At 70.2% G+C, this 22,265-nt stretch carries 17 protein-coding genes and 1 pseudogene; 10 read left to right on the forward strand and 8 right to left on the reverse strand.

The genetic code is table 11. The features are described 5' to 3' along the window. Positions 1-5: 5 nt before the first annotated feature. The 4 genes from hemC to MWN33_RS09420 all read left to right on the forward strand — a co-directional run bounded on the left by hemC (position 6) and on the right by MWN33_RS09420 (position 4,803). Positions 6-935 (forward strand): hydroxymethylbilane synthase, encoded by a 930-nt coding sequence (hemC, locus tag MWN33_RS09405; RefSeq protein ID WP_247200223.1) that lies wholly within the window; start codon positions 6-8, stop codon positions 933-935. Position 936: 1 nt separating this feature from the next. Beyond that, positions 937-1,638 (forward strand): uroporphyrinogen-III synthase, encoded by a 702-nt coding sequence (locus tag MWN33_RS09410; protein ID WP_247200224.1) that lies wholly within the window; start codon positions 937-939, stop codon positions 1,636-1,638. A 94-nt stretch (positions 1,639-1,732) separates the two neighbouring features. Next, the gene (locus MWN33_RS09415) at positions 1,733-3,184 is read left to right on the forward strand and encodes a COG4223 family protein (RefSeq protein ID WP_247200225.1); all 1,452 of its coding nucleotides are present in this window, start codon (positions 1,733-1,735) and stop codon (positions 3,182-3,184) included. Further along, the gene (locus MWN33_RS09420) at positions 3,181-4,803 is read left to right on the forward strand and encodes a heme biosynthesis protein HemY (RefSeq protein WP_247200226.1); all 1,623 of its coding nucleotides are present in this window, start codon (positions 3,181-3,183) and stop codon (positions 4,801-4,803) included. The genes MWN33_RS09415 and MWN33_RS09420 overlap by 4 nt, the downstream gene beginning before the upstream one ends. A 430-nt stretch (positions 4,804-5,233) precedes the next feature. On the opposite strand, the gene cobT is transcribed toward MWN33_RS09420, so the two are convergent. The 3 genes from cobT to MWN33_RS09435 form a co-directional block, all read right to left on the reverse strand. Next, on the reverse strand, positions 5,234-7,180 hold the full coding sequence (gene cobT, locus MWN33_RS09425; RefSeq protein ID WP_247200227.1) for a cobaltochelatase subunit CobT: 1,947 nt from the start codon (positions 7,178-7,180) through the stop codon (positions 5,234-5,236). 79 nt (positions 7,181-7,259) lie between these two features. After that, entirely contained in the window at positions 7,260-8,243 is a 984-nt protein-coding gene (cobS, locus tag MWN33_RS09430; RefSeq protein ID WP_247200228.1) for a cobaltochelatase subunit CobS, read from the reverse strand. A gap of 51 nt (positions 8,244-8,294) precedes the next feature. Further along, positions 8,295-8,915: a J domain-containing protein gene (locus MWN33_RS09435; RefSeq protein WP_247200229.1), complete on the reverse strand. Its 621-nt coding sequence runs from the start codon at positions 8,913-8,915 to the stop codon at positions 8,295-8,297. A gap of 109 nt (positions 8,916-9,024) precedes the next feature. On the opposite strand from MWN33_RS09435, the gene MWN33_RS09440 reads away from it, so the two are divergent. Together MWN33_RS09440 and MWN33_RS09445 are read left to right on the forward strand one after the other, a co-directional pair. Further along, the gene (locus MWN33_RS09440; RefSeq protein WP_247200230.1) at positions 9,025-9,336 is read left to right on the forward strand and encodes a BolA family protein; all 312 of its coding nucleotides are present in this window, start codon (positions 9,025-9,027) and stop codon (positions 9,334-9,336) included. A gap of 261 nt (positions 9,337-9,597) precedes the next feature. Continuing rightward, positions 9,598-11,322, forward strand: coding sequence for a peroxidase family protein (locus tag MWN33_RS09445; RefSeq protein WP_247200231.1), 1,725 nt, complete (start codon positions 9,598-9,600; stop codon positions 11,320-11,322). 40 nt (positions 11,323-11,362) lie between these two features. Here the strand turns inward: MWN33_RS09445 and MWN33_RS09450 are convergent. From MWN33_RS09450 to MWN33_RS09460, 3 genes and pseudogenes are all read right to left on the reverse strand, one after another. Further along, positions 11,363-12,157 (reverse strand): annotated as a pseudogene (locus tag MWN33_RS09450) (transporter associated domain-containing protein); the annotation flags it as partial. Positions 12,158-12,254: 97 nt separating this feature from the next. Continuing rightward, positions 12,255-13,418, reverse strand: coding sequence for a 3-dehydroquinate synthase (aroB, locus tag MWN33_RS09455; RefSeq protein ID WP_247200232.1), 1,164 nt, complete (start codon positions 13,416-13,418; stop codon positions 12,255-12,257). After that, positions 13,415-14,008 carry a shikimate kinase gene (locus MWN33_RS09460; RefSeq protein ID WP_247200348.1) on the reverse strand — a complete coding sequence of 198 codons (594 nt, stop codon included), beginning with the start codon at positions 14,006-14,008 and terminating at the stop codon, positions 13,415-13,417. Before MWN33_RS09460 ends, aroB begins: the two co-directional genes overlap by 4 nt. Before the next feature lie 180 nt (positions 14,009-14,188). On the opposite strand from MWN33_RS09460, the gene MWN33_RS09465 reads away from it, so the two are divergent. The 4 genes from MWN33_RS09465 (at position 14,189) to MWN33_RS09480 (ending at position 18,389) form a co-directional block, all read left to right on the forward strand. Further along, positions 14,189-14,332: a hypothetical protein gene (locus tag MWN33_RS09465; protein ID WP_247200233.1), complete on the forward strand. Its 144-nt coding sequence runs from the start codon at positions 14,189-14,191 to the stop codon at positions 14,330-14,332. 10 nt (positions 14,333-14,342) lie between these two features. Further along, positions 14,343-15,326: a tyrosine recombinase gene (locus tag MWN33_RS09470; RefSeq protein WP_247200234.1), complete on the forward strand. Its 984-nt coding sequence runs from the start codon at positions 14,343-14,345 to the stop codon at positions 15,324-15,326. Between the two features lie 116 nt (positions 15,327-15,442). Further along, the gene (locus MWN33_RS09475; RefSeq protein ID WP_247200235.1) at positions 15,443-16,396 is read left to right on the forward strand and encodes an acetyl-CoA carboxylase carboxyltransferase subunit alpha; all 954 of its coding nucleotides are present in this window, start codon (positions 15,443-15,445) and stop codon (positions 16,394-16,396) included. Positions 16,397-16,628: 232 nt separating this feature from the next. Beyond that, positions 16,629-18,389, forward strand: coding sequence for a L,D-transpeptidase family protein (locus MWN33_RS09480; protein WP_247200236.1), 1,761 nt, complete (start codon positions 16,629-16,631; stop codon positions 18,387-18,389). Between the two features lie 189 nt (positions 18,390-18,578). Here MWN33_RS09480 and MWN33_RS09485 read toward each other — a convergent pair whose 3' ends face one another. Next, positions 18,579-19,181 (reverse strand): hypothetical protein, encoded by a 603-nt coding sequence (locus MWN33_RS09485; protein ID WP_247200237.1) that lies wholly within the window; start codon positions 19,179-19,181, stop codon positions 18,579-18,581. 88 nt (positions 19,182-19,269) lie between these two features. Beyond that, positions 19,270-22,065 carry a preprotein translocase subunit SecA gene (gene secA / locus MWN33_RS09490; protein WP_247200238.1) on the reverse strand — a complete coding sequence of 932 codons (2,796 nt, stop codon included), beginning with the start codon at positions 22,063-22,065 and terminating at the stop codon, positions 19,270-19,272. Positions 22,066-22,265 lie beyond the last annotated feature (200 nt).

Raw genomic sequence — 22,265 nt, forward strand, 5'->3', positions numbered from 1 at the left:
ACCGCATGACGCAATCGCTTCCCCGACTCCGGCTCGGCACGCGCGGCAGCCCGCTGGCGCTCTGGCAGGCGCATGCGGTGCGCGACGCCCTCCTGAAGGCGCATGGCTGGCCGGCCGAGGCGGTGGAGATCGAGGTGATCCGCACCACCGGCGACGCCATTACCGACCGCGCGCTGTCGGAAGCGGGCGGCAAGGGGCTTTTCACCAAGGAGCTGGAGGAGGCGCTGCTGGAGCGGCGCATCGACCTCGCGGTGCATTCGGCCAAGGATATGGCGACGCGCCTGCCGGACGGGCTGCACCTCGTCGGCTATCTCCCCCGCGCGGATGTGCGCGACGCGCTCATCCTGCGCGAGGGCGCCTCGCTCGCGGACCTGAAGCCGGGCGCCAAGGTCGGCACCGCCTCGCTGCGCCGCGAGGCGCAGCTGCGCCGGCTGCGGCCGGACCTTCAAGTGTCGCTGCTGCGCGGCAATGTGCACACGCGGCTCGCCAAGGTGGAGAGCGGCGAGTTCGACGCCACGCTGCTGGCGCTGGCCGGACTTGCCCGTCTCGGTCTCACCGAGCGGATCAGCGCGCTGCTCGACGTCGCCGATTTCCTGCCCGCCGTCGGGCAGGGGGCGGTCGCCATCGAGACGCGGTTCGGCGACCTCGCGGTGGATTCGCTCGTCGTGCCTGTCGTGTGCCCGGCGACCGGCCTCGCGCTCCGCGTCGAGCGCGCCTATCTCGGCGAGCTTGACGGCTCCTGCCGCACGCCCATCGGCGGACTGGCGGAAGTGACCGGGGACGAGATCCGCTTCCGCGGCGTCGTGCTGTCTGCCGACGGCACGCGCTATTACGAGATCGTGCGTTTCGGGCCGAGAAACCGCGCGCTGGAGCTGGGCGTGACCTCGGGCCGGGAGATGCGGGCGATGGTGCCGCCCGAATTGCTGCCGCACTGAGATGCGCGTGCTGGTGACACGCCCGCAGCCGGACGCGCAGGCGACCGCCGCGCGGCTGGCGGCTGCCGGCCATCAGTCGATCGTCGATCCGATGCTGGCGGTCGAGGCGATCGCGGACGCGCGCCTGCCGGACGGGCGCTTCGACGCGGTGGTGCTGACCAGCGTGAACGGGGCGCGGCTGCTCGGCCGCCGATCCGAATTCGAGGCCATCGGCGCGCTGCCGCTTTACACCGTCGGCCATCGCACGGCGGCGGCGGCGGATCACTCCGGCCCGATGCATATCGCTGGCGGAAACGGCGCGGCACTGGTCGGGCTGCTGCGCGCGACGCTCCCGCGTGGCGCGCGTCTGCTGCATGTCGCGGGCGAGGAGCGGGCGGTCGATCTCGGTGCGGCACTGGCGGGCGATGGCATCCACACCGAACTTTTCGTGATCTACCGCACCGTGCCGGCGCGGGCGCTGGCGGCGGCGACGCTGGCGGCGGCGGCGGCCGGCGCCATCGACGCGGCTTTCCATTTTTCCCCGCGCACCGCCGCCACGCTGGCGGCGCGGGCCAGCGCAGCCGGGGCCTCGGCGCATTTCCGCCACATCCGCCATCTGTGCTTCTCGGCCAATGTCGCCGCGCCGCTGGCGGCCGAGGGATGGCGGACGGAAGTTGCGGCGGCACCGACCGAGGAGGCGCTGTTCGCCCTCATCGCCCGGTAAACCATCCCAGCCTCCCGAGGTTGCGGCGCGGGGACAGGCGGTCTATCCCGGAACCGGGGCCGGTCCGGCGCTTTATCGAGGTAGAGGTAGGGACGTGGCGAACGACGATTCGAACAAGGGCGCTGAGGACAAGCCGGAAGCGGGCGCGAAGGCGCCCCGCCGGAAGCCGCCGACGCTTGATCTTTCCGCGCGCGACGTAACCCCGCCCGAGGATGCCAAGACGGATGCCGCGCCGGCGCCGGATGGCGTTTCCGATGTGCCGCCCCCTGTCACGCCGGTGCCCGACGACGCGGCGACCGCCGCCACCGCGTCCGACACGCCGCCGCTGGTGGACGAGACCCCGCCCGATGCCGCCGCCCCCGCCACCGAGCCGACCGGCGAGCCGCCGGTGCCGCCGGCGAAGCGCCCGGCGCGCCAGCTCGGCGTGTTCGGCGTCATCGTCGCGGCGCTGGTCTCCGGCGTGCTGGGCGGGGCGGTGGCGCTCGCCGTGGTCTCCACCTTCTACAGCGCCGAGGACAATATCGACGCCATCACCGAGCTGGAGGCGCGCGCGGTGGATCTGCGCCAGCGCGTCGAGACGCTGGAGGCGCGGGGCGAGGCGTCGCCGGCCGGCGAGGCGACGGCCGCCGCGAGCGGCCCCACGGCGCCGGACGAACTCGCCGTGCGGCTCGATGCGCTGGAAAGCGGGCTCGACGCGCTCGGCCGCAAGGTCGACACGCTGCCGGCCCCCGCCGCTCCGGCCTCTGACGGCGCCCCTGCGGCCGAGGTGACGGCGCTGGCCGGCCGCCTCGACGCGCTGGAGCAGAAGGCCGCCTCCGCGCCGGCTCCCGCGCCTGCCGCCTCGCCCGAAGACGTTGCCGCCGTCGCCGCGCGTATCGGCGCGCTGGAACAGCGCGTCGCGTCCATTCCCGCCCCCTCCCCGGCGGCGTCCCCGGCCGATGTCGAGGCGGCGCAGGCGCGCATCGCCGCGCTGGAAGGCAAGCTCGCCGCCATGGCCGAAAGCCAGCGCGCCAGCGGGCAGGGCGCCGCCCAGCTCGTCGCGCTCGCCTCGCTGCGCGATGCCGTGGCTGCCGGCCGGCCTTTCGCCACCGAACTGAAGGCGGCCCGCGTGCTGCTTGGCGAGGAAGCCGCCCCGCTGGCGGCGCTCGATCCGGTCGCCAATGCCGGCTTCGGCGACGGCCCGGCGCTCGCCGCGCGCCTCAAGGCCGCGACCGCCCCGGCCGCTGTCGCCGCGTCGCCCGCTCCCGCTGCCGGTACCTCGACCGTCGAGGGTGTCGTCGAACGGCTGTGGAACAGCGCGCAGAATCTCGTCGTCATCCGCCGCGCCTCCGGCACCTCGGGCGATCCGCGCCTCAGTGAGGCCGAGGCGGCGCTGGCGCGTGGCGACTATGCCGGCGCGCGCACCGCACTCGCCGGCGCGCCGGAAGCCGACCGCGCCGCCGTCCAGCCGGTGATCGCGGCCCTCGATGCGCGGCAGGCGGCGCTCGACGCCATTGCCGGCCTCAATCAGCGCGTGCTCGCCACGCTCGCGGGAGGTGCCCAGTGATCCGCCTCGTCGTCTATCTCCTCGTCCTCTCCCTCGTCGCCTTCGGCATCGCCTGGCTCGCCGACCGGCCCGGCTCGGTGGTGATCGACTGGCAGGGCTGGCAGATCGAGACCAGCATCCTCGTCGCGGCGAGCGCGCTGCTGGCGCTGCTGGCGGCAACCATCCTGCTGTGGACGCTGGTGCGCCTCATCGTCCGCTCGCCGGACATCATCGCCTTCTCCTGGCGGGCGCGCCGGCGCAACCGGGGCTGGAGCGCGGTGACGCGCGGCCTCGTCGCGGTCGGCTCGGGCGACGCCATCGGCGCGCGCCGCGCCGCCAACGATGCCGAACGCTTCCTCGGCCGCGAGCCGCTGGCCCAGCTTCTCGCCGCGCAAGCGGCCCAGCTTTCCGGCGACGCCGCCGGTGCCGAGGCGGCCTTCCGCGAGATGACCCAGACGCCCGCGACGCGCCTGCTCGGCCTGCGCGGGCTGCATGTCGAGGCGCGCAGGCGCGGCGATGCCACCGCGGCCCTGCTCGCCGCCGACGAGGCCGCCCGCCACGAGCCGGGCCTCGCCTGGGCGGCGGATGCGGTGATCGAGGCGCGCTGCCTTGCCGGCGACTTCGCCGGGGCGCTCGCCGTGCTGGAACGCGAGGCGGCCCATGGCGGGCTGGAGCGCGCCACCCACCGCCGCCGCCGCGCCGTGCTGCTGGCGGCGCAGGCGCAGGCGCTGGAACTCTCCGAGCCGGCGACGGCGCGCGAGCGGGCGCTGGAGGCCACCCGCCTCGCGCCGACGCTGGTGCCGGCCGCCGATATCGCCGGGCGCCTGCTCGGCGCGGCGGGCGACGCGCGCAAGGCCGCCAAGATCCTGGAGACCGCCTATGCGAGCACGCCGCACCCCGATCTCGCCGACACCTATCTGCACCTGCGGCCGGGCGATTCCTCGCGCGAGCGGCTCAAGCGCATTCGCACCCTGACCTCGCGCATGCCGGCGCACCCAGAGAGCGCCATGGTGCTGGCGCGCGCGGCCATCGACGCGCAGGAGTTCGATGTCGCCCGCACCGCGCTGGCGCCGCTTCTCGGCGATCCGACGCAGCGGGCCTGCCTGCTGATGGCGGAGCTGGAAGCCGGCGAGAGCGGCGATGTCGGCAAGGCGCGCGAATGGACCGCCCGCGCCGTGCGCGCCCAGCGCGATCCTGCCTGGGTGGCGGACGGCGTAGTGGCCGAGGCGTGGGGGCCGGTGTCGCCGGTCACCGGCAAGCTCGACGCCTTTGAATGGAAGCTGCCGCCGGGCGTCGCTACGACGCCGATGCTGGAGAACGAGGCCGAGCGCGTGAAGGCGGCCATCGCCGCCGCCATCGAGGCGCGGCCGGAGCCCGTGGCGCCGGTGGTGGACCTTACCCCCGACGAGCCATCGCCGAGCCTTGCCCCCGATAGCGAGGCGCGGGACCTTCCGGCGAAGGAGACGCCGGTCGAGATCGAGCCTTCGCGGCCGGTGAGTATTCCGGTGGCGAAGCCCGCGCCGGCAGCACCTGCGGCGGCGCCGGTGGTGGCGATGCCGCATCTGCCGGACGATCCCGGCCCCGAGGGCCCGTTCGCCGACGAGGCCGGCAGCCGGCCGCGTCCGCCCTTCGGGGTGTGATCCGCGCCGGCCTCCGCCCGCGCGGCGGCGGGACAAGCGCAAAAAAAAGCGCGCCATGCGGCGCGCTTTTCGACCCGTTCAGGGGTCCCCGCCAGAGGCCGACCGCTCGTCAGGCGGCCGGAGGGTATGAGACGGCCGGAGTACATCCGTCCTGACCGTCGTCCATCCGGCGAGGCGCTGACGAAGCGCCAGCTTGCCGGAAGCCCTGTTCTGGCTGGGTTGAAACCTATATGGGGGCCGCCCGGCGGGTTTCAAGGGCGAAGACGCGACGATTGCCGGCAACGCTATGTGCCGCCGTCATCCTGGACGGCCGCAGGCCGATCCGGGAACGCGGGCAAGGGTGGGAGCGGGCTGGAGGACGATCCCGGCTCCCGCTTGGCTCGGCCGGGATGACGACCTTTTCAGCCTTCGGCCGGGATGACGTCTTTTCTCAATGCACCTTCATGGTCGGCAGCGCGACGGCGCCCGTGCGCGGCGCCCGCGCTGCGGGGCGTGCGGGCTGCGGCGCCGCGCGCGAGGCGCGCTCGCTGAACAGCTCGGCGAGCTTGTCGGTCATTGCCCCGCCGAGTTCCTCGGCATCGACGATGGTGACGGCGCGCTTGTAGTAGCGCGTCACGTCATGGCCGATGCCGATGGCGATCAGCTCGACCGGGGACTTGTCCTCGATCTGCTGGATCACCCAGCGCAGGTGCCGCTCCAGATAATTGCCCGGGTTCACCGAGAGGGTGGAATCGTCCACCGGCGCGCCGTCCGAGATCATCATCAGGATGCGGCGCGATTCATTGCGCGCCAGCAGGCGGTTATGCGCCCAGTCGAGCGCCTCGCCGTCGATGTTCTCCTTCAGGAGCCCCTCGCGCATCATCAGGCCGAGATTGCGCCGGGCGCGGCGCCAGGGGGCGTCGGCGGACTTGTAGATGATGTGGCGCAGGTCGTTCAGCCGGCCGGGCGCGCCCGGCTTGCCGGCGGAGAGCCAGGCTTCCCGCGCCTGTCCGCCCTTCCACGCCTTGGTGGTGAAGCCGAGGATCTCGACCTTCACGCCGCAGCGCTCCAGCGTACGTGCCAGAATGTCCGCACAGGCGGCGGCGACGGTGATCGGGCGCCCGCGCATCGAGCCGGAATTGTCGAGCAGCAGCGTCACCACCGTGTCGCGGAAGTCGGTGTCGCGCTCGCGCTTGAAGGACAGCGCCTGCATCGGGTCGGTGATGATGCGGTGCAGGCGCGCCGGATCGAGCAGGCCCTCTTCGAGGTCGAACTCCCAGCCCCGGTTCTGCTGCGCCATCAGCTTGCGCTGAAGCCGGTTGGCGAGGCGCGCGACGATGCCGGAGAGGTGCACGAGCTGCTTGTCGAGATAGGCGCGCAGCCGCGCCAGTTCCTCGGGATCGCACAGCTCATCGGCGTTCACCGTCTCGTCGAAGCGCGGCGTGAAGGGGTGGTACTCCGGCGGGCGCGGCTCGGCCGGCGTAGCGTTCTGCGGCCGCCAGGGCTCGGACGAATCGTCGGATTCGCCCAGCTCCGCGTCGTCGGACAGCTCGGAGTTCGGCTGGTCCTGCTGCTCCTCGGATTCTTCCGGATTCTGGTCGGAGGCGAGATCGGTGTCGACCTCGGTCTGGCCCTCGGCGTTCTCGTCCTCCTCGGAATCCGCGCTCTTGCCGGAATCCTCCTCGCGGGTGTCGTCCGCCTCGGTGGAGGGGTCGTTGTTCTCGTCGAAGGGGGCGATGTCCTCGCCCATGCCGAGTGAGGACAGCAGGTCGCGCATCGCCTCGGCGAAGCGGGTCTGGTTGTCGGCCGAGCCGGCCAGTTCGTCGAGCGCGGCGGCGCCGTGCTCCTCGATGAAGCCGCGCCACAGATTGACCATCTCGCGCGCCGCCGCCGGCGGGGCCATGCCGGTCATGCGCTCGCGCAGCATCAGCGAGAGCGCATGCTCCATCGGTGCGTCCGAGCGGTCGGCGAGGTTGGCGAAATTGGCCTTCTGGTAGCGGTCCTCCAGCATGGCCGAGAGGTTCAGCGCCACGCCGTCCATGCGCAGGGCGCCGAGCGATTCGCAGCGGGTCTGCTCGGCCGCCTCGAAGGCGGCGCGCGCCTGCTGGCCCATCGGCACGAGCCGCTGGTGCACCTTGGGGTCGTGGCAGGCCATGCGCAGCGCCATGGAATCGGCATGGCCGCGCATGATGGCGGCGTCCTGCTTCGACATGCGGCGCGCCGGCTCGGGCAGGCGGGCACGGCCATCCGCATAGCCCGGCTTCTCCGAGCCGAAGGTCACGTCGATCTCGCGATTGCCCGCGATGGCGCGCAGGCAGCCGGTGACGGCGCGCTTGAGCGGCTCGGTCGGGGCTTCCTTGGGCGGCGTGCGGGTGGTGCGGTTCGAGGTGGTGGACATGGCAAGCCTTGAATGTTGGGCATCGCCCGCCCCGCAGGGACCGGTGTGTGCCGGTCGGCGGGGCGAGAGGAGACGTCGCTCAGGACATGACGACGTTGACGGCCGACTCGGTCAGTTCCTTGCCGAAGCAGCGCTGGTAGAACTCGGCCACCAGCGGACGCTCCAGCTCGTCGCACTTGTTGAGGAAGGTCACGCGGAACGAGAAGGCGAGGTCCTTGAAGATCTCGGCGTTCTCGGCCCAGGTGATCACCGTGCGCGGGCTCATCACGGTCGACAGGTCGCCATTGATGAAGGCCTGACGGGTGAGGTCGGCGAGGCGCACCATGCGGGCGGCGACGTCGCGGCCTTCCGGCGTTTGCAGGTTCTTGGCCTTGGAGACGACGATGTCGACCTCCTTGTCGTGCGCCAGATAGTTCAGCGTGGTGACGATCGACCAGCGGTCCATCTGCGCCTGGTTGATCTGCTGGGTGCCGTGATAGAGGCCGGTCGTGTCGCCGAGGCCGATCGTGTTGGCGGTGGCGAACAGGCGGAAGGCGCCGTGCGGGCGGATGACGCGGTTCTGGTCGAGCAGGGTCAGGCGGCCGGCGCTTTCCAGCACGCGCTGGATCACGAACATCACGTCCGGGCGCCCGGCGTCGTATTCGTCGAACACCAGCGCGACGTTGTTCTGGTAGGCCCAGGGCAGGATGCCGTCGCGGAACTCCGTGACCTGCAGCCCGTCCTTCACCACGATGGCGTCCTTGCCGATCAGGTCGATGCGGCTGATGTGGCTGTCGAGATTGACGCGCACGCAGGGCCAGTTGAGGCGGGCGGCGACCTGCTCGATATGGCTCGACTTGCCCGTGCCGTGATAGCCGGTGACCATGACGCGGCGGTTATGGGCGAAGCCGGCGAGGATGGCGAGCGTGGTCGGACGGTCGAACAGATAGTCGGGATCGACCTCCGGCACGTAGGCGTCCGGCTCGGCATAGGCCGGAACCTCGAGATCGACGTCGATGCCGAAAACCTGGCGGACCGAGACCTTCATGTCCGGCAACGCGGGCGCTTGCGTGGGGGCAGTCATTCTTCCTCCGTTGCCGCGAAGACGAACCGCGGGCTTGTCTGCGATGCGGGCCTAGCAGAAGCCCGCGCTCTTGAGATGATTATAGGCCTGGATCACGTCGCGCAGGCGGTCCTCGGTCGAATTGTCGCCGCCATTGGCGTCCGGGTGGTATTTCTTCACCAGAAGCTTGAAGCGGGCCTTGATCTCCTCGGCGGTGGCCGAGGCCTCGACGCCGAGGGATTCGAAGGCGCGGCGCTCCGCGTTGCGGATCATCCGGCTCTCGCGCTCGGGCTCCGGCTCGGGGCGCGCGCGCCCGCCCATCTCTCCGAACATGCCGAAGGGATCGCCCATATCCTCGGTCGAATGGCGCCGGGCGTGCTCGGAGGCGCGGCCCGAACCGCCGCGCGAGCCCATCTTCCAGGTTGGGCGATGGCCGGTCAGCGCGTCCCTCTGGTAGGCCGCGACGGCGTCGTCGCCCATGCCGGAGAAGTAGTTGTAGGACTGATTGTACTCGCGCACGTGGTCGAAGCAGAAGCGCCAGAACTGGCCCTCATGCTGCCGGCCCTTCGGCGCGCGATGCGTCGCGGCGTTGGCGCAGCCCGCCCATTCGCAGGACGGGCCTTCCACCTTCACGCGGCGATCACGGTCCGGCTTGACGCGGATGCGATCGAATATGGGGGAGTCGAGCTTCATGACCGGACGATTATGCTGATGCGGGCACAGGTATACAAGAAACCGGTGGGCGTCACCGCCCCGGCCGACGATATTGACGGGCCCGCGCCCGCGGCGTACCGCAACGGGCATGAGCGCAAACCCCATTGCCGAGAACGATGACGCCCCCGACGCCGTGACCGCCGCGCTGGCCCGTATCCGGACCGCGCTCGGCGAATTGTCCCCCTCCCGTCTTGAGCTTGAGGACGAGAGCCACCGGCACGAAGGCCATGGCGGGCACCGTCCCGGTCAGCTCACCCATCTGCGCGTGCGCATCGAGGCCGAGGCGTTCCGCGGCCAGTCGCGCCTCGCCCGCCACCGCGCGGTCAATGCGCTGCTCGCGGGCGAGATCGCGCGCGGCCTGCACGCCCTCGCGATCGAGGCGAAGGCGCCGGGCGAGTAAGCCGTCCGTCAGGACGGGAACGGCAGGTTCAGGAAGACATGTCGCCAATATGGGCGCGGCGGGCGGAAATTCCAGCCGGTCGGCGCATCGCGGCACCGCGCCGCAAGCATGGCGCAGGTCGAGGCCGGCCACTGACGGAGATGCACGCAGAAATAGAAATGTAGATAGACTAAATCTAAAAGGGTATTACTCTGTGCCTGCAATCATGGCTAGCGGGCTCGGACGGGCTGCCGCCCGCCGCCCGCCGAAGGGGGCAGGGCGATGGCACATCACGGCGTGAAGGCGACCTTCACTATTGAAGGCGAGACACAGATCGTTCAGGGCAAGGAACTGGGCACGCCGGAGGCGGGATTTCGCTTCGGGCGGCTGTTTCCCCAGCTTCCGGCGTTCCGCCCGATGGACGGCGCTCTGGCCAAGCTGGGCGAGCGCATCACCTTCGAGCCGGCCGAGGGCGAGCCGCCCCTGCCGCGCGCCAATTCGCAGATTCCGGCCGGCTACACCTATTTCGGCCAGTTCATCGACCATGACATCACCCGCGACGGCACGCAGGGCCGCGTGGAGGACACGCCCGAGCAGCCCGACGACAGCGTGCTGCAGGTCCGCTCGCCGCGCCTGGATCTCGACAGTCTCTACGGCCACCCGGAAGGGCGGCTGGAGGTGCTCTACGATGTCGACGATCCCACCCTGTTCCGCATCGGCACGACGACGCCGCTGCCGGGGTTCGGGCAGACGGCGGCCGGCGACCCGGTGGGCGCCGGGCACCCCAATGACCTGCCGCGCGTCGCCTTCGGCGCGGAGGCCGGCAAGCCGCTGATCGGCGACGACCGCAACGACGAGAATCTCGTCGTCGCACAGCTCCACCTCGCCTTTCTCAAGTTCCACAACAAGACCGTCGCCGCGCTGCGCACCCTGTCGCCGGACGACAGCGCGGAAGAGATTTTCAAAAGGGCGCGCATTCTCGTCACCTGCCACTACCAGTGGCTGGTGCTCGACGACTTCGTGCGCCGCATCGTCGATCCGCGCATCTTCGAGGCGGTGCTCGGCGTGCCGGCGCTGCCGCTGGCCGGCGGCACGCTGAAGCTCGATCCGCTGTTCTTCCGCGTCACCGGCTACGAGACCCCGGCCATGCCGCTGGAATTCTCGGTCGCCGCCTATCGGCTCGGCCATTCCATGGTGCGCGCCGGCTACGCATGGAACCGCTTCTTCCAGGGCCCGGGCGACGGCCAGACCACTTTCGGCGCCGCAACGCTGCGCCAGCTCTTCCACTTCACCAACACGTCCGGCGGGCTGGGCAAACCCGACAATACCGCCGCCGCGCCGGCGAACGGCTTCGTCACGCTGCCCAGCAACTGGATCGTCGACTGGCACCGCTTCTTCGACTTCTCGGACGCCATCGCCGATCCGCCGGCGCCGCGCTTCGCGGTGGCGAACAGCATCGACACCCGCATCGCCGGCGAATTGGGCCGGCTGCAGGGAGGCGGCGGCAATCTCGCCGTGCGCAACCTGATCCGCGGATCGCGGCGCGGATTGCCGGCCGGCCAGGACGTCGCCGCGCTGATGGACCAGGCCGGCGGCCTGGCGGGCGACGCGCCGCTCACGCCGGCGCAGGTCCTCAAGGCCGTGCCGCCGGCCGGCGACCCGGTGCTGCTCGGCGACAACAAGGCGCTGCGCGAGCACGAGTTCGATGTGAAGACGCCGCTCTGGTACTACATTTTGCGCGAGGCCGAGCTGGCCGGCGGCGAACATCTGGGGCCGGTGGGCAGCCGCATCGTGGTGGAGACCTTCGTCGGCTTCATCCGCGCCTCGGTGACCTCGATCTTCAACGCCGACGTGGCGCCCGCCGCGCTCGCCAACCCGCACAAGGCGGGCACGCTGGAGGTGTTCTCACCGGTCACGGGCTCGCCGCTGCGCACGCCGGCCGGCGAGCCGATCACCACGGTGGCGCACCTGCTGGCCTTCGTCGACGACCTCAACCCGCTCGGCTAGGTGCCATCGGCCGGCAGGCTTCGCCGCGCGGGCCGAACGTCTAGCGCGCCTCCGGCGTCTGCCGGGGGCGGGTCGCGCGCAGCGGCACGACGCGCAGCAGGGTGACGCGGTTGCGCTGCTTGCGCATCACCTGAAAGCGGAAGCCGTGGAAGATGAAGGCCTGTCCCGGCTCGGGGATGATGCGCGCCTCGTGGATGACGAGGCCGGCAACGGTGGTCGCCTCCTCGTCCGGCAGGCCCCAGCCCATGGCGCGGTTGAGGTCGCGGATCGGCACCGAGCCCTCGACGCTGACCGAGCCGTCCGGATGCCGGCGGGCGCCGGTGAAGGCCTTGTCGTGCTCGTCGGAGATGTCGCCGACGATCTCCTCGAGGATGTCCTCCAGCGTCACGAGGCCCATCACCTCGCCATACTCGTCGACGACGAGGGCGAAATGCTGCTTGCGGCGGCGGAAGGCCTTGAGCTGGTCGGTGAGCAGGGTGACGTCGGGCACGAACCAGGGCGGCCGGGCGATGGTGCCGACGTCGAGCCGGTCGATCTCGTTGCCGAGCGCCTGAAGCTCGCGCAGCAGGTCCTTGGCGTGCAGCACGCCGACAATGTTGTCCGGCGTGTCGCGCCACAGCGGCAGGCGGGTGTGCGGGGAAGCCAGCACCTCGCGCACGATGTCGGCGGGCGGCTGGCCGGCGTCGAGCGTCGCCATCTTGGTGCGATGGACCATGATGTCGGAGACTTCGAGCTCGCGCAGGTTCAGCAGGCCCTCGATCATGGCGAGGTCGTCGCCCGCGATGCCGGCGGCGCGGCGCAGCGCGTCGAGCGCGAGGCGCAACTCGTCGGCGGGCTCGTCCGCCGGCGCGGGCTGCGGCGGGCGTGCCGGCGGACGCGGCTTCAGCCAGCGGCCGAGGCCATGGAGCGCCGGCGCCCGGCTCATCGGCGCCTCACGGGTGGGGAGCCCCGGCGCGCTCGGAATCGAGGAAGGTCCGCACGGCGGCGGGCTCCACGTCGCGGGCGATGAAGCTCTCGCCGATACCGCGGGCGAGGAGGAAGGTGAGCGCGCCGCGCGAGACCTTCTTGTCCTGCGCGATCAGCTCCATCAGCCCGTCCGTGTCCGGCAGCTCGCCGGGAATGTCGGCGATGCGGGTCGGCAGGCCGACGGTGCGCAGATGCGCGGTGACCCGCTCGGCGTCGGCCGCTGCGCACAGGCCCTGCCGGGCGGAGAAGCGGAAGGCCTGGGCCATGCCGATGGCGACCGCCTCGCCATGCAGAAGGCGCTGCGAGAAGCCCGCGCCCGCCTCCAGCGCATGGCCGAAGGTGTGGCCGAGATTGAGCAAGGCGCGGTCGCCGGTCTCCTTCTCGTCGCGGGCGACCACGGCGGCCTTGGAGGCGCAGCTTGTGGCGATGGCCTCGATGCGGGCCGGGCCGCCGCCGAACACGTCCTGCCAGCGGCGCTCCAGCCAGCCGAAGAAGGGGGCGTTGTCGATCAGCCCGTATTTCGCGACCTCGGCATAGCCGGCGCGGAACTCGCGCAGCGGCAGCGTGTCGAGCGCGAGGCTGTCGGCCAGCACGAGGATCGGCTGGTGGAAGGCGCCGACGAGATTCTTGCCGTGGCGCGAATTGATGCCGGTCTTGCCGCCGACCGAGGAATCGACCTGCGCCAGCAGGCTGGTCGGCGCCTGCACGAAGTCGACGCCGCGCCGCAGCGCCGCCGCCGCGAAGCCGGCGAGATCGCCGACCACGCCGCCGCCCAGCGCCAGCACGAGGTCGCGCCGCTCGATGCGGGCGGCCAGCAGCTCGTCGACCACCTGCTCGAAGACGTGGAAGCTCTTCGACTTCTCGCCCGGCTCGATGACGATGGCGGTGGGAGACAGCCCCGCCTGCCTCAGCGACGCCTCGACCGGGCCGAGATGGCGCTCGGCCACGTTGCGGTCGGTGACGATGCCCACGCGCGCGCCGGCGCGAAGCGCCGCGATGCGTGCCCCGGCCTCTTCCAGCAGGCCGGGGCCGATCACGATGTCGTAGGAGCGCTCGCCAAGCCCGACGCGGAGCTGGGTGACGTCACTGGTGAGTGTGGCGGCGGGCGGTTTGGCGGCGGCTTCGGTCACGTCTCGTCTCCCGACTGCGGCGGGGCGAGATGGCGCGTCAGCGCCTCGATCACCTCGTCGACCATGATGTCCTGCGGCACATCGTGCGACGTCACGGTGACGTCGGCGAGCGCGTAGACGGGGTAGCGCAGGTCGATCAGCCGGGCGAGCGTCGCCTCGGGATCGCCGTTCTTCAGCAGCGGGCGGTCGTCGCGCCGGCGCACGCGGCGCAGCAGCACGTCGAGCTCGGCCTTCAGCCAGACGGACAGGGCGTTGCGCGAGATGGCATCGCGGGTCTCGCCGTTCATATAGGCGCCGCCGCCGGTGGCGAGCACCATGGGGCCGGTCTCCAGCAGGCGGGCGATCACCTTCTTCTCGCCGTCGCGGAAGGCGGGCTCGCCGCGATGCTCGAAGATCTCGGGAATGCTCATGCCGGCCGCCTGCTCGATCTCGATGTCGGCATCGGCGAAGGGTAGGGCGAGGCGGCGGGCGAGGCGCTTGCCGACTGAGGACTTGCCGGCGCCCATCATGCCGACGAGCACGATGGAACGCGTGCTCAAAAGCGCGCGCAGCCCCGCCGCCTTCTCGTCCTGTTCGATGTCCGCCGTCATCTCGCCGGTCACGGCCCCAGCTCCCGCTCCGTCGCGGACTAGCACCCGCGCGAGGCCGACGCAATGCAAGCGCGTGCCGCGAAATACCGGCGGGGACGGGCGATTGCTTCCGTCCGGCCGCCCAAAGGCCTTAGGATCGCGCAGACCGGATTTTCCCGAATCGCGCAGGGCCGCCTCTTCATGCCGAGCCTCATCCGCCTTCTCGTCATTCTCGCCGTGCTCGGCGGCATCGGCTATGGCACGCTGTGGGCCTTCGCCAATCTCGTGCAGCCGCATGCGCGCGAGATGAGCGTCGTCGTGCCGGCGGACCGTTTCGCCAAATGAGCGCGCCGCCATGAGCGCGCCGGCGCGCGCCTTCCTCGACATGATGGCCGCCGAGCGCGGGGCGGGCGCCAACACGCTCGGTGCCTATGGCCGCGATATCGAGGATTATGAGGGCTTTCTTGTAGGGCAGGGCGTCGACCCGCTGGCGGCCGGCACCGAGCACATCCGCGCCTATCTCGCGGAACTGTCGGTGCGTGGGCTCGCCGGCGCCAGCGTGGCGCGCCGGCTCTCGGCGCTGCGCCAGTTCCACCGCTTCCTCTATGTGGAGGGCCATCGCGGCGACGACCCCGCCGCCGTGCTGGAAGGCCCGCGCCGCACGCGGCCGCTGCCCAAGGTGCTCTCGGTCGAGGAGGTCTCCACGCTGATCGCAACCGCGCATGCGCGCACCGCCGAGGCGGTTCCGAGCTTCGGGGAGGCGGCGCGGCGGGCGCGTGTCGCCTGCTTCATCGAGCTGCTCTACGCCACGGGGCTGCGCGTCTCCGAGCTCGCCGCGCTGCCGGCCTCGGCGGCGAGCGCGAAGGGCGAGGCGATCATCGTGCGCGGCAAGGGCGGGAAGGAGCGGCTGGTGCCGCTCGGCGAGGCGGCGAAAGCGGCGATGCGCGCCTATCGCGCGGCGCGCGAGCGCGAGGCGGCGGCGCGCGCCGCCGCGAAGGCCGGAAAGGCGGCGATGACGAGCCGGGGCGGCACAGGGGAGGCGCGCTGGCTGTTCCCTTCCGCTGCGGCGAGCGGCCACATCACCCGCCAGCAGGTCGCGCTCGACCTGAAGGACCTCGCCCTAGCCGCCGGGCTCGATCCGGCCCGGCTCTCCCCGCATGTGCTGCGGCACGCCTTCGCCAGTCATCTCTTGGCGCATGGCGCGGACCTGCGCATCGTGCAGACTCTGCTCGGCCACTCCGACATCTCGACCACGCAGATCTACACCCACGTGCTCGACGAACGGCTCAAGAGCCTCGTGCGCGACCTGCATCCGCTCGGCGAAGGGGGCGAGGATTAAGCGCGTTTGCGCGCTTGCCTTGACGTCGCCACCCTCTCGGGGCAGCTTCCGCCCGATTTCGCGGGCCGCCCGTCCGGGCCGGTCCCCCTCCCAGTGAGCCGGTTCACCGATTTACGATGCGCAGTTACCTCGATTTTGAGAAGCCCGTTGCCGAGCTCGAAGCCAAGCTCGAAGAACTGCGCGCCATGGCGGCGCAGGGCGATGCGGTCGCCATCGGCGACGATATCGCCCGCCTCGAAGCCAAGGCGCAGGATGCCCTCGTCCAGCTCTACGCCAATCTCTCACCCTGGCAGAAGACGCAGGTCGCGCGCCACCCCTCGCGCCCGCACTTCAACGATTATTCCCGCGAGCTGTTCGACGAGTTCGACCCGTTGGCCGGCGACCGCAAGTTCGGCGACGACCACGCGATTCTCGGCGGCCTCGCGCGCTTTCGCGGCCGGCCGGTCTGCGTGATCGGGCAGGAGAAGGGCTCGACCACCGAGACCCGCATCAAGCACAATTTCGGCATGGCGCGTCCCGAGGGCTACCGCAAGGCGGTGCGCCTGATGGAACTCGCCGACCGTTTCGCCCTGCCGGTGATCTCGCTGGTCGACACCGCCGGCGCCTTCCCCGGCCTCGACGCCGAGGAGCGCGGGCAGGCCGAGGCGATCGCCCGCTCGACCGATGCGTGCCTGTCGCTCGGCGTCCCGAATGTTGCCGTCATTATCGGCGAGGGTGGTTCGGGTGGCGCCATCGCCATCGCGACGGCGAACCGGGTCCTCATGCTCGAACATTCGATCTACAGCGTGATCTCGCCCGAAGGCGCGGCCTCGATCCTCTGGCGCGACACCGCCAAGGCGCAGGAAGCCGCCGTCAACATGAAGATCACCGCGCAGGATTTGCTTCGCTTTCATGTGATCGACGGCGTGATCGCCGAGCCGGCGGGCGGCGCGCATCGCGACCCGCGGGCGGCGATCACGGCGACCGGCGACGCCATCGAGGCGGCGCTGGGCGAACTGGAAGGGCTCGACGCGGCGGCGCTGCGCAAGGCGCGCCGCGAGAAGTTCCTCGCCATCGGCCGGAACCTGTGACCGGCTGACGCGAGGCTCACGACCCGCCGCCTCCGGGCGTCGGCGCAGGAGCGTGCCGGGCAGGAGACGGACAGAACGGGCATTGCTGGTATGCGGGCACGGGATTGCCGCCCGCTCCGGTGATGTATAACGCTTGCGTCGTGAGCCGCCCGGGGCGGGCGTCGTTGGGGAGTGTCGGGTGAAGGGTCCGGGGTTTTCGAACCTTTGGCGCGCTTGGGCCGGAACCGGCACCGTGGCCGGCTGGCGCGGCGTCCTGCTGGCCGGCGCCACGGCGCTGGTGCTCGCCGGCTGCAACGCCAATGACGGCGTCTCGCCCATGTCCAAGGCGAACAAGAGCCTCTCGCCGCAGACGCTGGCCCTGATCCAGCAGAAGGGCATGGAGAAATCCAGCCCCATCGTCGTGCGCATCTTCAAGGAAGAATCCGAGCTGGAGGTCTGGAAGGAGACCACCGGCGGCGAATACGCGCTGCTGAAGACCTACCCGATCTGCCGCTGGTCCGGCGAACTGGGGCCGAAGGTGAAGGAAGGCGACCGGCAGGCGCCGGAAGGCTTCTACACCATCACCCCGGGCCAGATGAACCCGAACTCCAGCTACTACCTGTCGTTCGATCTCGGCTTTCCCAACGCCTATGACCGCGCATGGGGCCGCTCCGGCAGCAATCTGATGGTGCATGGCGACTGCTCCTCGCGCGGCTGCTACGCCATGACCGACGAGCAGGTGCAGGAGATCTTCGCGCTCGGCCGCGAGAGCTTCTTCGGCGGGCAGCGCTCCTTCCAGGTGCAGGCCTATCCGTTCCGCATGACGGCGGACAACATGGTGCGCCACCGCAACAACCCGAACCTCGCCTTCTGGAAGATGCTGAAGGAAGGCAGCGACGTGTTCGAGCTGACCAAGGCGCCGCCGCAGGTCGGCTATTGCGGCAAGCGCTACGTGTTCAACGCCACGCCGGTCGACCCCAGCCAGAAGCTGCAGGCTTCCGCGCCGTGCCCCGACTACACCCAGCCGGAAGGGCTGGCCGAGGCGCTCGCCGCCCGCCAGCGCGAGACCGACACGCGCATCGCCAGCGCCGGCGCGCTGCAGCCCGCCGCCCCGATCAAGACCGGCAAGGACGGCGGCATGCACAAGGTGTTCATCGCCAAGCTGGAGAATCCCGAGCTTTCCGCGCCGGGCTCGCTGCCGGCGGTGGTGAAGCCGCCGGGCAGCGACTACGGCGTCGCCACCAACGAGCCGGCCCCGGCCGAGAGCATCGCGCTCGCCACGGCCGACACGGTGACGGAGGCGAGCGCCGCCACCGGCGTGCCGCTGCCGGCCCCGCGTCCGGCCGACGCACCGGGCGGCCCGCGTACCGCCGTGGCGGCGGCCACGCCCGCGCCCGCCGCGCCGAGCCTGTTCAGCTTCTTCGGCGGCGGCTCCTCCACGCCGCCGACCACGGCACCGGCTGCGACGGCACCGGGAGCCGCGCCCGCCACCCCGCCGCCGGCACCCGCGACGCAGGTCGCCTCGCTGGATTCCGGCGGCTTCTTCGACGGGCTGAAGAACCTGTTCGGCGGCAGCACGCCGCCGGCCCCGACGCCCACCACTCAAGCCACGGCACCGGGCGCCGATGCCGCCGCCGAGGTGCCGGTTCCACCGGTCCGGCAGGCGCCCGCTCCCGCGCCTTCGGCCCGCCCGGCTGCCTCGGCCGCGACGGCGCCCGCCCCGCGCGCCAATCCCGCGCCGGCGCCGCAGGCCTCCACTGCCCGCCCGGCGGCCCCGACCTCCGCTTCCGCGCCGCCCCCGTCCGCCGGCGTCGTGCCGCGCCAGACCCATCCCGGCTATGGCACCAGCACCAGCACGGCTGCCACCCCGCCGGCAGCGGCGACCGGTACGAACGGCGCCGGCCCGGCGCTGCGCCCCTCCGTCACCTCGCAGAACGAGGCGATCTACGGCACGCAGGCGCTGCCCGGCGCCACCATCCTGACGCCCGGCAGCTTCTCCTCCAGCGTGCAGTAGGCGCGAGTATGGACCACGCCGGAAGGCGATCGGGCATGCGCGGCCCCGTAAGGGGCTCATGAAGCACGCACTTGCGATGTGGCGTCAGGATCGCCATTATCCCGACAGGGCTAGTGTTTCTGTCGCTTCGAGGTGTTCATCATGAAGCCGCTTCCACCGCTTACGGTCTGATCGCGTCGTATCGTCCGACTACCATCTGAGGCTCAGCCCGGTCAGGTGCCAGAGCACGCTTCGCGATGTCAGGCGTCTGTGCTCGTTCTCCAGAATGTCCAGCAACGCCGGCATTTGTGAGAATAACTCTTCGAAAACGTCCGAGATATTACGGAGTGCGTTGAGTTTTCTCTCGGCGCTCAGTTCCTTGAACGCACTGTTGTGCATCCCTTTCAGCGACGCAATGAGAAGCGCATAAGTGTCGTAGAATTCGACGACCTTATTGAAGGCGTCAGGATTCAGGAAGAATGGAAGCCGTTCTGCATTGCCGTCGAAGACGATATTCTTGCCGTCGCCAATAGAGATGTAGGGATAATATGTGGCGGATTCTTCAATCCGCTTTGCGAATAAATTCGTCGAAACGGCGTTTGAAAACGTAACGCGATGAGAGCTGTTGGTCTTCTGGATGCTCTTGATCTCGTCAATGAGGCCGGTGACAAGTACGCTTCGTTCACGCAGGGCGCCGCGTAGCTTGAAAAACCCGGTAAAGAGCTGCTGAAGGACGTAGATGGCCGCAGGATAGATCAGGAAGCGGGTGGTGTCATCGATCCCGCTTCGTGCCACCTCGTTCACATCAGACACAACAGCCTCCGCGCGCGATACACGCGGAGGCTATCAATTCTAGGATTAGATGCAACCCTGAGGAGGCGTGACGCCTGCCGCCGGCCGCTCAGACGAAGCGGCCGTGGCAGTGCTTGTATTTGAGGCCGGAGCCGCAGGGGCAGGTCTCGTTGCGGCCGACGCGGCCCCAGGTCGAGGGATCGTTGGGGTCGCGGCGCGGCGCGCCGGCATCCTCGGACGGAGCCAGCGTCGCCTCGGCGGTGAGCTCGGCATCGGCGAGCGCGAACTCGTCCTCGCCGGTGGCGGCGTCGATGTGGTGGGCGACCATCGGAGGGACCTCCTCCGGCGGCGGCGCCGTCATCACCTCGACGCGCATGAGCTGCGCCGTGACCGCCTCGCGCAGGTTCGAGAGCATCGCCTCGAAGAGCTGGAAGGCCTCGGACTTGTACTCGTTCAGCGGGTCGCGCTGGGCGTAGCCGCGCAGGCCGATGACCTGGCGCAGATGGTCGAGCGTGACCAGATGCTCGCGCCAGAGGTGGTCGAGCGTCTGCAGCAGGATCGACTTCTCGACATAGCGCATGATCTCCGGGCCGTATTTGGCAGCCTTGGCGGCCATCGCCTCGTCGGCCCGGCGCTGGATGCGCTCGCGCATCTCCTCGTCGGCGATGCCTTCTTCGGCGGCCCATTCCTTGACCGGCAGGTCGAGCCCGATGACGCGGCGCAGTTCCTCGGCGAGGCCTTCGGTGTTCCACTGCTCGGGATAGGCGTTGGGCGGCACGTATTTGACGACGAGATCCTCGATGACGCCATGGCGCATCTCGACGACGGTCTCGGCGACGTCCTCGTCCTGCATCAGCTCGACGCGCTGCTCGAAGACCACCTTGCGCTGGTCGTTCATCACATCGTCGTATTTCAGCAGGTTCTTGCGGATGTCGTAATTGCGCGCCTCGACCTTCTGCTGCGCCTTTTCCAGCGCGCGGTTGATCCAGGGATGGACGATCGCCTCGCCCTCCTTGAGGCCGAGCTTCTGCAGCATGCCGTCGAGCCGGTCCGACCCGAAGATGCGCATCAGGTCGTCTTCCAGCGACAGGAAGAAATGTGAGTGGCCGGGGTCGCCCTGACGGCCGGAGCGGCCGCGCAGCTGGTTGTCGATGCGCCGGCTCTCGTGGCGCTCGGTGCCGATGACGTAGAGGCCGCCGGCTTCCAGCGCCTTGGCCTTCAGCGCCACGACCTCGTCGCGGATGCGCTTCTCGGCGGCGGCGCGCTGCTCGCCCTCGGGCAGGCCGTCGAGCTCGTGGGAGATGCGCATGTCGGCGTTGCCGCCGAGCTGGATGTCGGTGCCGCGGCCGGCCATGTTGGTGGCGATGGTGATGGCGCCGGGAACGCCGGCCTGCGCGACGATGTAGGATTCCTGCTCGTGGTGGCGGGCGTTGAGCACCGCGAACACCTTGTCGTCCGCCTTGCCCTGGTCGCCGTCATACAGGCCCCGGAAGGCGTCCGGGTCGGAGAAGTCCTTCTGCTTGAAGCCGCGCTTCTTCAGCAGTTCGGCGAGCAGCTCGGACTTCTCGATCGAGGTGGTGCCGACCAGCACGGGCTGGCCGCGCGTCTTGCACTCGTCGATCAGCTCGATGATGGCGTTGTATTTCTCGGTGGCCGTCCGGTAGACCTCGTCGTCGTCGTCGATGCGCTTGACCGGCAGATTGGTCGGGATCTCGATGACTTCGAGATTGTAGATGTCCTGGAACTCCGCCGCCTCGGTGTTGGCCGTGCCGGTCATGCCGGCCAGCTTCTCGTACATGCGGAAATAGTTCTGGAAGGTGATCGAGGCCAGCGTCTGGTTCTCGGGCTGGACCTGCACCCGCTCCTTGGCCTCCAGCGCCTGATGCAGGCCCTCGGAATAGCGCCGGCCCGGCATCATGCGGCCGGTGAACTCGTCGATGATGACGACCTCGCCGTTGCGCACGATGTAGTCCTTGTCGCGCTGGAACAGCGTGTGGGCGCGCAGCGCCTGGTTGACGTGATGGACGACCGAGACGTTCTCGATGTCGTACAGGCTCTCGCCCTTGAGCAGGCCGGCGTCGCGCAGCAGGGTCTCGATCTTCTCCATGCCCGCTTCGGTCATGGCGACGGAACGCTGCTTCTCGTCGACCTCGTAATCTTCCTTCGACAGCTTGGGGATATAGGTGTCGATGGTGTTGTAGAAGTCCGAGCGGTCGTCGAGCGGGCCGGAGATGATGAGCGGCGTGCGCGCCTCGTCGACCAGGATCGAGTCCACCTCGTCGACCACGGCGAAGAAGTGCGGGCGCTGCACCATCTGGTTCAGCTCGTACTTCATGTTGTCGCGCAGATAGTCGAAGCCGAGCTCGTTGTTGGTGGCATAGGTCACGTCGCAGGCATAGGCCGCGCGGCGCTCATTGTCGTCGAGCCCGTGATGGATGATGCCGACGGTGAGGCCGAGGAAGCGGTAGACCCGGCCCATCCATTCGGCGTCGCGCTTGGCGAGGTAGTCGTTGACGGTGACGACGTGCACGCCCTTGCCGGTGAGCGCGTTGAGATAGACCGGCGAGGTGGCGACCAGCGTCTTGCCTTCGCCCGTGCGCATCTCGGCGATGCCGCGCTCGTGCAGCACCATGCCGCCGATGAGCTGGACGTCGAAATGGCGCTGGCCGAGTGCGCGTCGGGCAGCCTCGCGCACCGTGGCGAAGGCCGGTACCAGCAGGTCGTCGAGCGTGGCGCCGTTGGCGAGTTGCTCGCGGAAGGCGACGGTGCGGGCGCGCAACTCGTCGTCGCTGAGCTTCAGAAGCTCGGGTTCGAGCGCATTGATGGCCGCGACCTTGGGCTGGTAGCCGCGCACGCGGCGGTCGTTGGCCGATCCGAAGAGCTTTCGCGCGAGAGCGCCGAGCATGAGGCTTCCAATCCGTGTCCGCCAGGAGCAGGTATCGGACGGACGGTGACGGGCCGCCGCGTCCTCGTGTGCAAGGCCCGGCGCGGTCGCGCGGTCGCCAGCCTCATCGAGACGCCATTTGCGGCCGAAATGGGTCTGCCGGGCCGCGCCGCCGCGAACCGCTTGCGGGTTCTTGCGTCACATAAATGCGAGTACCGGGG

It is taken from the genome of Ancylobacter koreensis (genome assembly GCF_023016525.1).
In the GTDB taxonomy this organism is placed as follows: Bacteria; Pseudomonadota; Alphaproteobacteria; order Rhizobiales; family Xanthobacteraceae; genus Ancylobacter; species Ancylobacter koreensis.

Bases quoted from the DNA above. Each gene is read 5' to 3' on its own strand.
- MWN33_RS09410 (WP_247200224.1), top strand. From the start codon at position 937: ATGCGCGTGCTGGTGACACGCCCGCAGCCGGACGCGCAGGCGACCGCC.
- MWN33_RS09465 (WP_247200233.1), top strand. From the start codon at position 14,189: ATGCCGAGCCTCATCCGCCTTCTCGTCATTCTCGCCGTGCTCGGCGGC.
- MWN33_RS09460 (WP_247200348.1), bottom strand. From the start codon at position 14,008: ATGACGGCGGACATCGAACAGGACGAGAAGGCGGCGGGGCTGCGCGCG.
- MWN33_RS09470 (WP_247200234.1), top strand. From the start codon at position 14,343: ATGAGCGCGCCGGCGCGCGCCTTCCTCGACATGATGGCCGCCGAGCGC.
- hemC (WP_247200223.1), top strand. From the start codon at position 6: ATGACGCAATCGCTTCCCCGACTCCGGCTCGGCACGCGCGGCAGCCCG.
- secA (WP_247200238.1), bottom strand. From the start codon at position 22,065: ATGCTCGGCGCTCTCGCGCGAAAGCTCTTCGGATCGGCCAACGACCGC.
- cobT (WP_247200227.1), bottom strand. From the start codon at position 7,180: ATGTCCACCACCTCGAACCGCACCACCCGCACGCCGCCCAAGGAAGCC.
- cobS (WP_247200228.1), bottom strand. From the start codon at position 8,243: ATGACTGCCCCCACGCAAGCGCCCGCGTTGCCGGACATGAAGGTCTCG.
- MWN33_RS09435 (WP_247200229.1), bottom strand. From the start codon at position 8,915: ATGAAGCTCGACTCCCCCATATTCGATCGCATCCGCGTCAAGCCGGAC.
- MWN33_RS09445 (WP_247200231.1), top strand. From the start codon at position 9,598: ATGGCACATCACGGCGTGAAGGCGACCTTCACTATTGAAGGCGAGACA.
- MWN33_RS09475 (WP_247200235.1), top strand. From the start codon at position 15,443: ATGCGCAGTTACCTCGATTTTGAGAAGCCCGTTGCCGAGCTCGAAGCC.
- MWN33_RS09440 (WP_247200230.1), top strand. From the start codon at position 9,025: ATGAGCGCAAACCCCATTGCCGAGAACGATGACGCCCCCGACGCCGTG.